The following is a 12,771-nucleotide window of genomic DNA, read 5'->3' on the forward strand; positions in this document are numbered from 1 at the left end:
CGCCGAAACTCCGCCTAATCGAGGCCGAATGCGTCGATCACATATCGTCCGAGTGGGCGCGTTACCAATTCGCGTCCGTCGACATAGGGACGAACAATGTTTTCGTGACTGGCCGCGATAAGCGCCCGGGCTTGGGGCGGTTCCAAGACGAAACCTTTGCCAGCGAGAAGGACGCCGTTAAGTGCAAGTTCTTTCGCCGCATTCAGCTTAGAAATTGACCCCAGGTCAGGCCCGATCGAAAGATCAGAGTTTATGTAACCGAAATCGACCCGAATCCCGAGCGTTGGGTTATCGGAGTCGAGGTTTTCCTCTGTGGAAACGGTCAGGATCTTTCCAGTTCGATAACCACGTTCTGCGACCGTCATGGCGATGCGCACAGCGGCCTTTCGAGCCCGTCGTCCCCGGATGCCTTTCGGCACCTTGATCCACGGGTGATCGGCGACAGCAAATATAAGCGAGGCTTTGCCTGTAGATGCGTATTGTTCAATGATTCGACGAGAGAATGTTTGTGTTACTGAATTAGTCGTAATAAAGCCAAAGCGACGGAGCCTAGAGTTTTCTAATGCTAATATACTCGCTGCCTGCTCCCACCAATACATCACAAAGTCAACCGAATCGGACTTCTTTTTGCGGCTGGCCCAAAGAGCGTGGACGTAACCATCTCCAAGCTGAGTCCGCATATCCTCGCCTTTGCCGATGAACGGCGGATTCCCCACGATGAAATCCGCCTCCGGCCAGCGCGCCGGGCGCGGGTTCTCGAAGCGGGTGACCGGGATGCGCGCCTCCGGGTCCGGAACGAGTTCGCCGGTGACGGGATGAAGCTTGCGGGCGTTCGGGTCATGGCGCGTGACCGGCCGCCCCTGCGCGTCGCGCACGATCTCCTCGCCGTCGTGCTCCAGAACCGCGTCGCCCTCGCGGATCATCCCGAAATCCTTGAGGATCGGCTCGGTCATCACGGTTCGCTCGCGGGTGCGGAACCACCATTGGATATAGCCGATCCAGAGCACCAGTTCGGCGATGGGCACGGCGCGCGGGTTCTTCTCGATGCCGAGGAACTGGTGCGGGTCGACGGTGCGCAGCGGCTCGGCGGTCTCGCCGAGGAGCTTGAGGAAGTCGAGCACCTCGCCTTCCAGGCGCTTCATCAGTTCGAGGGCGACGTAGAGGAAGTTGCCGGTGCCGCAGGCCGGGTCGAGCACGATCGTGTCGCAGAGCCTGTCGTGGAAGCGCTTCACGGCGGTGCGCGCCCCGCGGGCGTCTCCGGCGAGCAGCTTCGCCGTCGCGTCCGCCTGGGCGCTCTCCCAGTCCTCCCGCAGGGGCTCGATGATGGTCGGCACCAGCAGGCGCTCGACATAGGCGCGGGGCGTGTAGTGCGCGCCGAGCTTGGCGCGCTCCTGTTCGGAGAGCGCCTGTTCTAGAGCAGATTCTCACCACTCGGGTTCATATCCTGCTGCGGTGAAGAAGTTCGCGCATTCCTCTGGCGGGAAGGCTTCGATGGCGTCGGCGACGGCGCTCCAGAGGGCGTCGCGCGTCCGGGCGGCGACCTTCCTGAGCAGGGCCTTCAGCTTGGCGAAGGCGTTCTCGATGGGGTTGAAGTCCGGGCTGTAGGGCGGCAGGAAGCGCAGCTCGGCTCCGGCCGCCTCGATGGCCTCGCGCACGGCGGGGGTCTTGTGGCTGGCGAGGTTGTCCATGATCACCACGTCGCCGGGGCTCAGCGTCGGAACCAGGACCTGCTGGACGTAGGCGAGGAAGCTCGCCGCGTTGATCGCGCCGTCGATCAGCATCGGCGCGTCGATCCCGCCGATCCTGAGCCCGGCCACGAAGGTCGTGGTGCGCCAATGGCCGTGAGGGATGCCGGCGCGCAGGCGCTCGCCTTCGGGGGCGCGGCCCCGCAACCGCGCCATCTTGGTGTTGAGCCAGGTCTCGTCGATGAAGATCAGCCGCTGCGGGTCGAGCTCGGGCTGCTCCTCGAACCAGGCCTCGCGGGCCGCGGCGACGTCGGCGCGGTCCTGCTCGCTGGCGTGGCCGGACTTTTTTTGAACGTCAGGCCGTGGCGGCCGAAGAAGCGGTGCACCGTCGAGGGCGCGAAGCGCTCGCCGTGCTCGCGCTCGAGCCGCTCGGCGATCTCGACGAGGGTGAGATCCGGCGCCTCCTCCACCATCGCGAGGATGACCGGGCCGAGCGCCTCGATCCGCCCGGACCGCGTGTCGCCGCCTTGCGCCCGCGGCGCGACCGAGCCCGTCTCGCGCCGAAGGTTGAACCACTTCACCGCCGCGGACGGCGCGATCCCGAAGCGGTCCGCCGCGGCCCGGCGGCTCATGCCGGCATCGACCGCAGCGAGGACGCGCTGCCTCAGATCCATCGAGAGGGGCTTCGTCATGGCGGCTGGCCTCCTCCGCCAGCCTCTACCGTGAATCACGAACTGGCCTCGAAGGGAATCCCCCGCGCGATTCCATCAGGAAGCGATCTGCTCTAGCAGCGTGCCGAAGATCGCCGGCTCGACGTTGGTCCAGTCCTTCGAGGCGGCGACCTCGAGGTAGGCGAGCTCGTCGCCCGTGATCTCGACGGTGACGGCCTCGCGGAAGAGGCCGCCGTTGAACTTCCTGATGTCCTCCTGGATGGCGGTGGCGTGCCCGCCCTCGTCCATGGTGCGGAAAAAGTCGTCGGCGGCCAGATGGAAGCGCTCTGGCCTGTCCTTGTAGAGCGCGATGAGCCGCTGGAAGCCCGCGGCGGGCAGGAGGCCCATGCGCTCGGCGAACATCGCGAAGATGCAGCGCATCAGGAATTTCGAGACCTTGTAGGCGTACTCCGCCTTCTGCACGGGCTCGGTGAGCTTCGCGCGCGCTTCGAGCGAGCGCGTCATGTGGGCCAGCAGCGCCGCGATCTCCTGAGTGACGGCGGCCGCCTTGGCGCTGGGATCGAGGGAGAACGGATCGTCCCACACGAGGCGCAGCCGATCCCGCACGGTCGGATCGCGCAGGTCGTCCATGGCGATGCGGAACTCGGTGCGCGTCGGGAACTGGGCATAGTTCTTCCCCTGGCCCGAGAAATCGGCGTAGAGCTCGATGACGTGGCCGACGTCGACGACGACGATGAAGGGCGGCCACTCGTCGAGGCAGCGGGCGTAATCGACCGCCTGATGTTTGGCCGCGCGCATCAACGCGTCCCAGTTCGGCGGCGGCTTCGGCCTGGCGCGCGGGCGCTCCAGCGCGGCGACGCCGCCGCGCAATTCGAGCGGCAGCTGCTCGAAGGTCTCGCCCCCGGAGCGGCGCTTGAAGGACTGCTTCGCCTCCAGGACGAAGGCGCCCTTCTTGTAGAGATCGATTCGGCCCGGCGCCGTCGAGCCGTCCTCGAAGCGAAAGTGGACGGGGCGCTCGAAGCCGTAATCGAGATCCGGCACGCCGCGGGCGCGCGCCGCGTGCGGCCGCTCAGCGCCGATCAGGTCGCAGAGCTCGTTGAGGAAGCTCTGCGCGTCCGCGCGCTCGCTTCCGGGCTGATGCTTCCAAGCGCGGATGAACGCCTCCGCGCGCGCTTCGTCCTCGTACGCCGACGCCAATTCGACCGCCCCCGGATGTCTTGATACGGCATCTTGACGGTGCAATTAGGACGAGTCAAAAGCAAAAATAAACAACATCAGAAAAGACCATGAGCGCAATATCCGACATCGGAAAACCGATCCGAAAGCCCCGTGGCCGGCCCCGGGTGGATGCGAAGCCGCTCACCGTGCGGGTGCCGCCGGAGGAGCTGGCGGCGCTCGACGCGTGGATCGCGCGCCAGCCCGAGCCGAGGCCCTCGCGGCCGGAGGCGCTGCGGCGGCTGGCGGCGAAGGGGCTCGCGGGGGAGGGCTCGGGGGAGGGGGAGGTTTCCGGGGAGGGGTGAGGGCGGCGGGCCGGTCTTCCAGCGCGGGGTGGTCGCCGGGAGGGTTCCGCTTCGCGGAACGCGTCGCTTCGCGCCGCGCCCCATCCGTCTCGGCTTCGCCGAGCCACCTTCCCCTACAGGATTCCTCTGCGAAACGGCGGCCTACGCCGCCATGGGCGCTCAGGAGGCGTTTTTTCGAGCGCCGGTTCGCGCGATCCCAGCCCTTCGGGGGCGCCGCGGGTGGCGCAGAGCCCCGTCTCGGGGGCGCCTCGGGCGCCAGAGCGGGCGCCCGAGGCGTGTTTCGGGCGGCGTTCATGCGCCCGCCGGCGCCCGTCGGCGCCGGTTCGGAGGCTCGAGGAGACGCACCGCGCGTTTGAGATTGTAGACCGTCACTGCCGCGACAGCGTCGACGCTCACCGTGCCGAGACGATGACATCGCGCGCGGCCCTGACCGTAGAGACGCTTCACGACGCTGAAGACGCCTTCTACGGGGGCGCGACGGCGGGAGATCAGCTTGTTGAGACGCTCCTTCCAGGGCGGCAGCGGCTTACGGTTGCTCGTGCGCCGGTGCATGATCCGGTCCTTGATGCCGGCACCCGCGAGCCGCTCGCGGCGCGCTTTCTGCGTGTAGCCGCGATCGGCGTAGACCGCCCGCTCGTCCCCGCAGATCAGCGCGTCGGCCGCCTCGCTGTCCGACACGCAATTGGGCGTCACCACGATCCGGCGCACCAGGAGCGACCCTTCGTCGACGCCGATCGACTGCTGTAGCCGAAATAGGTCTTGTTGTTCTTGCGCGTGAAGGTCGCGTCCGGCGAGTGCGGGCTGCGCGCCGACGCCGCTCCCTTCTCGAAAGGCGGCTTGTTGTGGGCCGCCTCGGTCAGCGTGGCGTCGATCAGCGTGCCCTTCTTGACGATCAGTCCCTTGGTTTCGAGCTGGGCGTTGACCGCCTCGAAGCACGCCTCCAGAAGCCCCACCTCCGCCGCCGCGTGCCGGAAGCGCAGGATCGTCGTCTCGTCGGGCGTGCGCTCGTCCAGCCCGAAGCCGCAGAAGCGGCGGAACGAGAGCCTGTCGAGCAGGGCCGATTCCAGCTGCGGATCGGAGAGCTGATAAAGCGTCTGGAGGTACAACGCCTTGAGCATCGCGAGCGCCGCGTAGGGCGGGCGACCGGTCTGCCCCTTGCGGATCTCCCGCGCCTGCGCTTCCAGCGGGGTCCAGTCGATCAGTGCGTCGATCGCCTCCAACGGCTTGTTCGACCCGAGGCGAGAATCCGTGAAATGGTCGGCGAAGCTGATCTGAGAAGGCGCCATGACGAATCTCCAGAACCCGATCCATCCTCAGTGAATCAGAACGCCCCGCCGCGGCCAAGCCGGAGTTTCGCAGAGAAATCCTACAGGGAAGGAGAGACGGGGGCGTGCGTCCTGCGCGAGGCCGGCTGGCGGCAGGCCCTCACCCCGGGGCCCCTCTCCCGTTCGGGAGAGGGGAGGCGCGCGGCGGGCTTCATGATGCGGCGAGCCTGCGGGGCGTCACGCCCGCCCCCATCCCTCCCCCTCGACCCGCCTCCGCGGGCCCCGCCGGCGCGGCTCGCGGCGGAGCTGGGTGCGGAGCTCGGCGGCGAGGGTGTCCTCGGGGCGCAGGCCCTCCATGCGGCGCAGGGCCTCGTTCAGCGCGCGGCGGGAGCGGCGGCGGATGGGCGGGTCCCCGGGCTTGCGCTTGGGCTTGCGCTTCGGCGCAGGCGGGGTCTCGGGAGGCTTCAGGCGCTTGCCGCGGCGGATCTTGTCCTCCTCCCGCGCGCGGGCGAGGAGGTCGAGGGCCTCGCGAATGCGGGCGGGGTCGACGCGCTCCTCGTCGGCGATCTCGACCACCAGCCGCTCGACCTGGACGAGGAGCGCGCGCGCCAGCGCCCGGCCGGTGAGGTTCGGCCCGTAGCGCGCCGCCTCCGGGCGCGGGGCCGGGCGGCAGGCGCCGGGCGGGCGGCGCCAGCCGTGGCGGGCCTGCCAGCGCGAGATCGTGCCGGGGTTCACCTTCGTCTTCCCGGCGATGATCCGGTGCGACCAGGTGGTGCCCTCAATGTAGGAGCGCACCAGCGCGACGGTCGAGGGATGATGCGCCTGGCGCTCGTGCACCCGCGGCGGCTCCCCCGCGAGGCCGCATGGGCGGATGCGGATCACCGTCGGCTCGAACAGGGGCACCCGCACCATGCGCGCTCCTCCCTCGCAATGACGGAACAAAGATAGAACACGCTGCGCCGCCGCGTCAAGCCCCCGTGCGCGCGTCTTCCTCATCCGTGTTGGCCCGCCGCGCAGGGGCGTGTCGCGCGCCCGCCGTGCTAGGCTCGCCGCGGGAGACGCGAGAGGGAGGACGGCCATGATCCATTACGGGCTCAACGGCAGGCGGGCGGTGGTGACCGGAGGCGCGCAGGGCATCGGGCGCGCCATCGCCGAGCGGCTCGTGCACAGCGGCGCCCGCGTCGTGCTGTGGGACCGGGACGCGGATCTCGCCGCGCGCACGGCGGAGGCGCTCGGCGCCGCGGTCTCGGCGCAGGCGGTGGACGTCACCGACGCCGACGCCGTCGCCGCGGCCGCCGCCGAGGCCGAGCGGCTGATGGGCGGGATCGACATCCTGTGCGCGAATGCCGGCATCGCCGGGGCCAACGGCAAGACCTGGGATTATCCGGTGGAGGAATGGCGGCGCGTGGTCGACATCGACCTCACCGGCGTCTTCCTCACCTGCCGGGCGCTGATCCCGGGCATGATCGCGCGGAACTACGGGCGCGTCGTGATCACGGCCTCTGTGGCCGGCAAGGAGGGCAACCCCAACGCCGCCGCCTACAGCGCCGCCAAGGCGGGCGCCATCGCGCTGACGAAGTCGCTCGGCAAGGAGCTCGCCGCGCACGACATCGCGGTGAACTGCATCACGCCGGCGGCGGCGCGCACGGCGATCTTCGACCAGATGAGCGAGGCGCACGTGGCCTACATGCTCTCGAAGATCCCCCGCGGCCGCTTCGTCGAGCCCGCCGAGATCGCCGCCATGGTGGCGTGGCTGGTCTCGGCGGAGAACAGCTTCACCACGGGCGCGGTGTTCGACCTCAGCGGCGGGCGCGCGACGTATTGAGGGACCTCTCCACGACGCGTCCCGACCTCACTCAGCCGCGGCGGCGAGGTAGCGCGCCGGGTCGTAGTTCAGCACCGGCGCGAGCCAGCGCTCGACCTCGCGCACGTCCATGCCCTTGCGTGCGGCGTAGTCCTCGACCTGGTCGCGCTCGATCTTGGCGACGCCGAAATAATGCGCCTCCGGATGGGCGAGGTAGAGGCCCGAGACCGAGGAGCCCGGCCACATGGCGTAGCTCTCCGTGAGGGTGACGCCGATCGCCTTCGATGCGCCGAGCAGCGCGAACAGCGTCTCCTTCTCGGTGTGGTCGGGCTGGGCCGGGTAGCCCGGCGCGGGGCGGATGCCCTGATAGGTCTCCTTGATCAGGTCCTCGTTGGAGAGGGCCTCGTCCGGCGCGTAGCCCCAGAACTCCGTGCGCACGCGCTGATGCATGCGCTCGGCGAAGGCTTCCGCGATGCGGTCGGCGAGCGCCTTGACCATGATCGAGCGGTAGTCGTCGTTGGCGCGCTCGAAGCGCTCGGCGATGCGCACCTCTTCCAGGCCCGCGGTGACCACGAAGGCGCCGACGTAATCGGCGATCCCCGTCTCCGCCGGGGCGACGAAATCGGAGATGCACTGGTTCGGCCGCCCGTCGCGCTTGGACAATTGCTGGCGCAGGCCGTGGAAGGTCGCGAGCGTCTCCGCCCGGCTCTCGCCCTTGTAGAGGCGGATGTCGTCGCCCACGCTGTTCGCCGGCCAGAAGCCGATCACGGCTTTGGGCGTGAACCAGCGGTTCTCGACGATCTCGCGCAGCATGCCCTGCGCGTCCTCGTAGAGCTGGCGCGCCGCCGGGCCCTGCTTCTCGTCCTCGAGGATCGCGGGGAAGCGCCCCTTCAGCTCCCAGGTCTGGAAGAAGGGCGTCCAGTCGATGCAGGCGGCGAGGTCGGCGAGGTCGTAGGTGCGGAACACCCGCGCTCCGGTGAAGCTCGGCTTCGTCGGCGTGTAGCCCGACCAGTCGATCCGCGTCGCGTTCTCCCGCGCCTTTGGCAGGGGAAGCCGCTGCTTGTCCTGCTCGGCGCGGGCGTGCGCGTCGGCGACGCGGGCGTATTCCTTGCGCAGGGTCTCGACGTAGGGCCCCTTCTGCTCGTCGGAGAGCAGGCTCGACACCACGCCGACCGCGCGCGAGGCGTCGGTGACGTAGACCGCCTGGCCCTTTTCGTAGGCCGGGTGGATCTTCACCGCCGTGTGCACGCGGCTCGTGGTCGCCCCGCCGATGAGGAGGGGAATGTCGAAGCCCTCGCGCTCCATCTCGGCGGCGACGTGCACCATCTCGTCGAGAGAGGGGGTGATCAGGCCGGACAGGCCGATGATGTCGACGCCGTGCTTCTTCGCCTCGTCGAGGATCTTCGCCGCCGGCACCATGACGCCGAGGTCGATCACCTCGTAATTGTTGCAGGCGAGCACGACGCCGACGATGTTCTTGCCGATGTCGTGCACGTCGCCCTTGACGGTCGCCATCAGAACCTTGCCCGCCGCCGGCTTGTCGGCGAGGCCCATCTCCTCCTTCTCCCGGTCCATGTAGGGGGTGAGATGGGCCACCGCCTGCTTCATCACGCGCGCCGACTTCACCACCTGCGGCAGGAACATCTTGCCCGCGCCGAACAGGTCGCCGACCACGTTCATGCCCGCCATGAGCGGGCCCTCGATGACGTGGAGCGGGCGCTCGGCCGTCTGCCGGGCCTCCTCGACGTCCTCGACGATGTACTCGGTGATGCCGTTGACCAGCGCGTGCTCGAGGCGCTTCTGGACCTCCCAGGTCCGCCATTCGAGGTTCTGCGTCTTCGCCGCGCCGGAGCCGTCGCCCTTGAAGCGGGGCGCGACCTCGAGCAGGCGCTCGGTGGCGTCCGAGCGGCGGTTGAGGACGACGTCCTCGCACAGCTCCTTGAGCTCCGGGTCGAGCTCGTCGTAGACGCCGAGCTGGCCGGCATTGACGATGCCCATGTCCATCCCCGCCTGGATGGCATGGTAGAGGAACACGGTGTGCATCGCCTCGCGCACCGGCTCGTTGCCGCGGAACGAGAAGGACAGGTTCGAGACGCCGCCCGAGACGTGGGCGTGGGGCAGGTTCGTGCGGATGGCGCGCGTCGCGTCGATGAAGTCGACGCCGTAATTGTCGTGCTCCTCGATGCCGGTGGCGACCGCGAAGACGTTCGGGTCGAAGATCACGTCCTCCGGCGGGAAGCCGACCTCCTCGACCAGGATGTCGTAGGCGCGCTTCGTGATCTCGATCTTGCGCGCCGCCGTGTCGGCCTGCCCCTCTTCGTCGAAGGCCATGACGACGACCGCCGCGCCGTAGTCCCGGCAGATCCGGGCCTGCGCGCGGAAGGCGTCCTCGCCCTCCTTCATCGAGATCGAGTTGACGATGGCCTTGCCCTGCACGCACTTCAGGCCCGCCTCGATCACCTCGAACTTCGACGAGTCGATCATCACAGGCACGCGGGCGATGTCGGGCTCGGCGGCGACGAGGTTGAGGAACTCGACCATGGCCTTGTGCGAATCGAGCAGGCCCTCGTCCATGTTGACGTCGATCACCTGCGCGCCCGCCGCCACCTGGTCGCGGGCGACGTCGAGGGCGGCGGCGTAGTCGCCGTTGGTGATGAGCTTGCGGAACTTGGCCGAGCCCGTCACGTTCGTGCGCTCGCCCACGTTCACGAAGGGGATGTCCGGGGTGAGCGTGAAGGGCTCGAGGCCGGACAGCCGCAGCATGCGCGGCTTCTCGCCGAACTGCCGCGGGGCCTTGCCGGCCACCGCCTCGGCGATGGCGCGGATATGCGCCGGGGTCGTGCCGCAGCAGCCGCCCACCATGTTGACGAGGCCCGCCTCGGCGAACTCGGCGATCATCGCCGCCGTCGCCTCCGGGCTCTCGTCGTAGAGCCCGAACTCGTTGGGCAGGCCCGCATTCGGGTAGGCGCACACGAAGGTGTCGGCCACCCGCGAGAGCTCGGCGATGTGGGCGCGCATCTCCTTGGCCCCGAGCGCGCAGTTGAGCCCGATGGTGAAGGGCTCGGCGTGCCGCACCGAATGCCAGAACGCCTCCGGGGTCTGGCCCGACAGCGTGCGCCCGGAGAGGTCCGTGATCGTGCCCGAGATCATCATCGGCAGCGCCACGCCGCGCTCGGCGAAGACCTGCCGCGCGGCGACGATGGCCGCCTTGGCGTTGAGCGTGTCGAAGATCGTCTCGATCAGCACGATCTCCGCCCCGCCGTCGACGAGGCCGCGGATCTGCTCCGCATAGGCCTCGCGCACCTGGTCGAAGGTGACGGCGCGGTAGCCCGGGTTGTTCACGTCCGGCGAGATCGAGAGCGTGCGGTTCGTCGGCCCGATCGCCCCCGCGACGAAGCGCCGGCGCCCGTCCTCCGCGGCCGCGATCGCCGCCGCCTCGCGGGCGAGGCGCGCGCCCTCGCGGTTGAGCTCGTAGACGATGTCCTCCATGCCGTAATCGGCCTGGGCGATGGAGGTGCCCGAGAAGGTGTTCGTCTCCACGATGTCCGACCCCGCCCGGAAGTAGTCCAGGTGGATGTCGCGCATGGCGTCGGGCTGGGTCAGGATCAGGAGATCGTTGTTGCCCTTGAGATCGTGGCCGTGATCGGCGAAGCGCGCGCCGCGGAAGTCCTCTTCCGAGAACTTCCGGTTCTGGATCTCGGTGCCCATGGCGCCGTCGAGCACGAGGATGCGCTCGCGGGCGGCGTCCTTCAGGGCTGCGAGGATCTCGGCGCCGTCGGCGGGGCGGATGTCGGACATGAAAGCGCTCTTCTCTCGACGGGAACGGGGCGTTGGCGACGGGCGCGCCGCGCGGATCAGGCCGCGGCGGCGGACGCCTCGGCCGGGCGCAGGCCCAGCATGTGGCAGACGGCGTAGGCGAGCTCGGCGCGGTTCATCGTGTAGAAGTGGAACTCCTCCACGCCGTGCGCCCGCAGGTCCATGACCTGCTCGGAGGCGACGGCGGCCGCGACGAGCTTGCGCGTCTCGACGTCGTCGTCGAGCCCCTCGAAGCGACGGGCGAGCCAATCCGGCACGGAGGCGCCGGTGCGGCGCGCGAAGTTCGCCGTCTGCTTGAAGTTCTGCACAGGCACGATGCCCGGCACGATCGGGATCTCGATGCCGGCCGCGCGGACGCGATCGACGTAGCGGTAGTAGATCGCGTTGTCGAAGAAGAACTGCGTGATCGCCCGCGTCGCGCCGGCGTCGACCTTCTTCTTGAGCGCGTCGATGTCGGCGTCGAACGTCGCCGCCTCCGGGTGCTTCTCGGGATAGGCCGAGACCGAGATCTCGAAATCCCCGACCTTGCGGATGCCCGCGACGAGGTCGCAGGCCTGGGCGTAGCCGCCCGGATGCGCCTCGTAGGCCGTGCCGGGCCCGCCGACGGGATCGCCGCGCAAGGCCACGATGTGGCGCACGCCGGCGTCCCAGTAGCCGCGCACCACCTCGTCCACCTCCGCGCGGGTCGCCGCGACGCAGGTGAGGTGGGCGGCGGGCTCGAGCGCGGTCTCGCGGACGATGCGCGCCACCGTGTTGTGGGTGCGCTCGCGGGTGGAGCCGCCGGCGCCGTAGGTCACCGAGACGAAGCGCGGCGACAGGGGCGCGAGCCGCTCGATGGAGGCCCACAGCGTCCTCTCCATCTCCTCGGTCTTCGGCGGGAAGAACTCGAAGGAGACGTCGATGGCCGGGCGGGCGCGGCTCTCGGAGGCGGACGTCATCAGGCGACCTCTCTGTCGGGATTGCGGAAGGGCATGTCGGTCACGGCGCGGCGATCCTGGCCGAGCCACAGCGACACGGTGAGGGCGTTCTCGGCGCCGTCGGGAGGCGCGAGATCGCGGTGGAGTGTGCAGGCGAGACGGGCCTCGCCCAGCCAGCCGGCGACCTGCTCGCGCGCGAAGCCGAGGCGACGATGCGCCTGCGCGGTGCGCAGGAACTCGAACTCGTGCGGGGCGAAGTCGACGACGAGAAGCCTGCCGCCCGGCGCCACGAGGCGCGCGGCCTCGCGCAGGGCGCGGGCCGGCTCGTCGAGATAATGCAGCACCTGATGGATGATCACGAGATCGAAGGCGTTGGGCTCCACGGGCGGCGCGTGGATGTCGCCCTGGCGCAGCTCGACCCCGCGCACGCCCGCCTTCTCCAGGTTGGCGCGGGCGACGGACAGCATGGCGTGGCTCGCGTCGAGGCCGACCGCGCGCCGGGCGCGGGGGGCGAGCAGGGTGAGCATGCGCCCCGTTCCGGTGCCGAGATCGACGAGGGCGCGCACGGGCCGGTCGCCGAGCGCCTCCTCGATCGCGGCCTCCACGGTCTCCGCCGGCGCCTGCATCTGGCGGACGCGGTCCCAGTCCGGCGCGAGGCGGGCGAAATAGGCCTGCGCCGCTTCAGCCCGCGCCGCGCGAACGGCGGCGAGACGGTCCCGGTCGCCGGTGATGGTGGGATCGCGCTCGTCAAGGGCATCGAGCAGCGGCCGCAGCAGCGACGCCGCCGGGTCGCGATCGGCGAGGCGGAAGAAGGCCCAGGCGCCCTCGCGGTGGCGCTCGACCAGGCCGGCCTCGACGAGGAGCTTCAGATGCCGCGAGATCCGCGGCTGGGACTGGCCGAGAATGTCGGTCAGGTCCGAGACCGACAGCTCTCCCTGGGCGAGGAGCGCCAGGATGCGCAGACGCGTCTCCTCGCCCGCCGCGCGCAGGGCGGCGAGGGCGGTCGACGAGGTCAGCGTCGGATCGGTCATGGGCGCACCTCCGGCGGGCGGTCGCGATGAGAGCCGACCATAGCACCGTCGGCGGCGGGAAG

Annotated in this window: 11 protein-coding genes; 2 read left to right on the forward strand and 9 right to left on the reverse strand. The window is 69.6% G+C overall.

Annotated elements, in window-relative coordinates; genetic code table 11:
- Window positions 1-14 precede the first annotated feature (14 nt).
- From ABL310_RS01780 to ABL310_RS01790, 3 genes are all read right to left on the reverse strand, one after another.
- Window positions 15-1,334: a DNA methyltransferase gene (locus tag ABL310_RS01780; protein WP_349370005.1), complete on the reverse strand. Its 1,320-nt coding sequence runs from the start codon at window positions 1,332-1,334 to the stop codon at window positions 15-17.
- A gap of 90 nt (window positions 1,335-1,424) precedes the next feature.
- Window positions 1,425-2,377, reverse strand: a protein-coding gene (locus ABL310_RS01785; RefSeq protein WP_349368028.1) for an IS630 family transposase whose coding sequence is annotated in 2 segments (ribosomal slippage) — window positions 1,425-2,035 and window positions 2,035-2,377 — 954 coding nt in all. Because the reading frame shifts where the segments join, the coding sequence is not laid out codon by codon here.
- 75 nt (window positions 2,378-2,452) lie between these two features.
- Complete coding sequence (locus ABL310_RS01790; RefSeq protein ID WP_349370006.1) at window positions 2,453-3,598, reverse strand: type IIL restriction-modification enzyme MmeI; 1,146 nt, start codon at window positions 3,596-3,598, stop codon at window positions 2,453-2,455.
- 44 nt (window positions 3,599-3,642) lie between these two features.
- Between ABL310_RS01790 and ABL310_RS01795 the strand changes: the two genes are divergently transcribed.
- The gene (locus ABL310_RS01795) at window positions 3,643-3,876 is read left to right on the forward strand and encodes a hypothetical protein (RefSeq protein WP_349370007.1); all 234 of its coding nucleotides are present in this window, start codon (window positions 3,643-3,645) and stop codon (window positions 3,874-3,876) included.
- Between the two features lie 291 nt (window positions 3,877-4,167).
- On the opposite strand, the gene ABL310_RS01800 is transcribed toward ABL310_RS01795, so the two are convergent.
- From ABL310_RS01800 to ABL310_RS01810, 3 genes are all read right to left on the reverse strand, one after another.
- Complete coding sequence (locus ABL310_RS01800) at window positions 4,168-4,584, reverse strand: transposase (protein ID WP_349370008.1); 417 nt, start codon at window positions 4,582-4,584, stop codon at window positions 4,168-4,170.
- Window positions 4,566-5,162, reverse strand: a complete 597-nt coding sequence (locus ABL310_RS01805) for a transposase (protein ID WP_349370009.1) — start codon at window positions 5,160-5,162, stop codon at window positions 4,566-4,568. The genes ABL310_RS01800 and ABL310_RS01805 overlap by 19 nt, the downstream gene beginning before the upstream one ends.
- A 216-nt stretch (window positions 5,163-5,378) precedes the next feature.
- Window positions 5,379-6,053, reverse strand: a complete 675-nt coding sequence (locus ABL310_RS01810) for a hypothetical protein (protein WP_349370010.1) — start codon at window positions 6,051-6,053, stop codon at window positions 5,379-5,381.
- A 166-nt stretch (window positions 6,054-6,219) separates the two neighbouring features.
- On the opposite strand from ABL310_RS01810, the gene ABL310_RS01815 reads away from it, so the two are divergent.
- Window positions 6,220-6,966 (forward strand): SDR family NAD(P)-dependent oxidoreductase, encoded by a 747-nt coding sequence (locus ABL310_RS01815; protein WP_349370011.1) that lies wholly within the window; start codon window positions 6,220-6,222, stop codon window positions 6,964-6,966.
- A 27-nt stretch (window positions 6,967-6,993) separates the two neighbouring features.
- On the opposite strand, the gene metH is transcribed toward ABL310_RS01815, so the two are convergent.
- From metH to ABL310_RS01830, 3 genes are read right to left on the reverse strand one after another with little or no spacing between them, the layout of a single operon-like run.
- Window positions 6,994-10,743 carry a methionine synthase gene (gene metH / locus ABL310_RS01820; RefSeq protein WP_349370012.1) on the reverse strand — a complete coding sequence of 1,250 codons (3,750 nt, stop codon included), beginning with the start codon at window positions 10,741-10,743 and terminating at the stop codon, window positions 6,994-6,996.
- Window positions 10,744-10,799: 56 nt separating this feature from the next.
- A complete protein-coding gene (gene metF, locus ABL310_RS01825; RefSeq protein WP_349370013.1) occupies window positions 10,800-11,699 on the reverse strand; it encodes a methylenetetrahydrofolate reductase [NAD(P)H] in 900 nt (299 codons plus the stop codon).
- The gene (locus ABL310_RS01830) at window positions 11,699-12,709 is read right to left on the reverse strand and encodes a metalloregulator ArsR/SmtB family transcription factor (protein WP_349370014.1); all 1,011 of its coding nucleotides are present in this window, start codon (window positions 12,707-12,709) and stop codon (window positions 11,699-11,701) included. Before ABL310_RS01830 ends, metF begins: the two co-directional genes overlap by 1 nt.
- Between the last annotated feature and the right edge of the window lie 62 nt (window positions 12,710-12,771).

Origin of the sequence: Salinarimonas sp., assembly GCF_040111675.1 — a bacterium.
Lineage (GTDB): Bacteria > Pseudomonadota > Alphaproteobacteria > Rhizobiales > Beijerinckiaceae > Salinarimonas.

Excerpts from the sequence above, each read along its gene's own strand:
- ABL310_RS01815 (WP_349370011.1), top strand. The coding sequence starts at position 6,220 with ATGATCCATTACGGGCTCAACGGCAGGCGGGCGGTGGTGACCGGAGGC.
- ABL310_RS01810 (WP_349370010.1), bottom strand. The coding sequence starts at position 6,053 with ATGGTGCGGGTGCCCCTGTTCGAGCCGACGGTGATCCGCATCCGCCCA.
- ABL310_RS01830 (WP_349370014.1), bottom strand. The coding sequence starts at position 12,709 with ATGACCGATCCGACGCTGACCTCGTCGACCGCCCTCGCCGCCCTGCGC.
- ABL310_RS01805 (WP_349370009.1), bottom strand. The coding sequence starts at position 5,162 with ATGGCGCCTTCTCAGATCAGCTTCGCCGACCATTTCACGGATTCTCGC.
- metH (WP_349370012.1), bottom strand. The coding sequence starts at position 10,743 with ATGTCCGACATCCGCCCCGCCGACGGCGCCGAGATCCTCGCAGCCCTG.
- ABL310_RS01795 (WP_349370007.1), top strand. The coding sequence starts at position 3,643 with ATGAGCGCAATATCCGACATCGGAAAACCGATCCGAAAGCCCCGTGGC.
- metF (WP_349370013.1), bottom strand. The coding sequence starts at position 11,699 with ATGACGTCCGCCTCCGAGAGCCGCGCCCGCCCGGCCATCGACGTCTCC.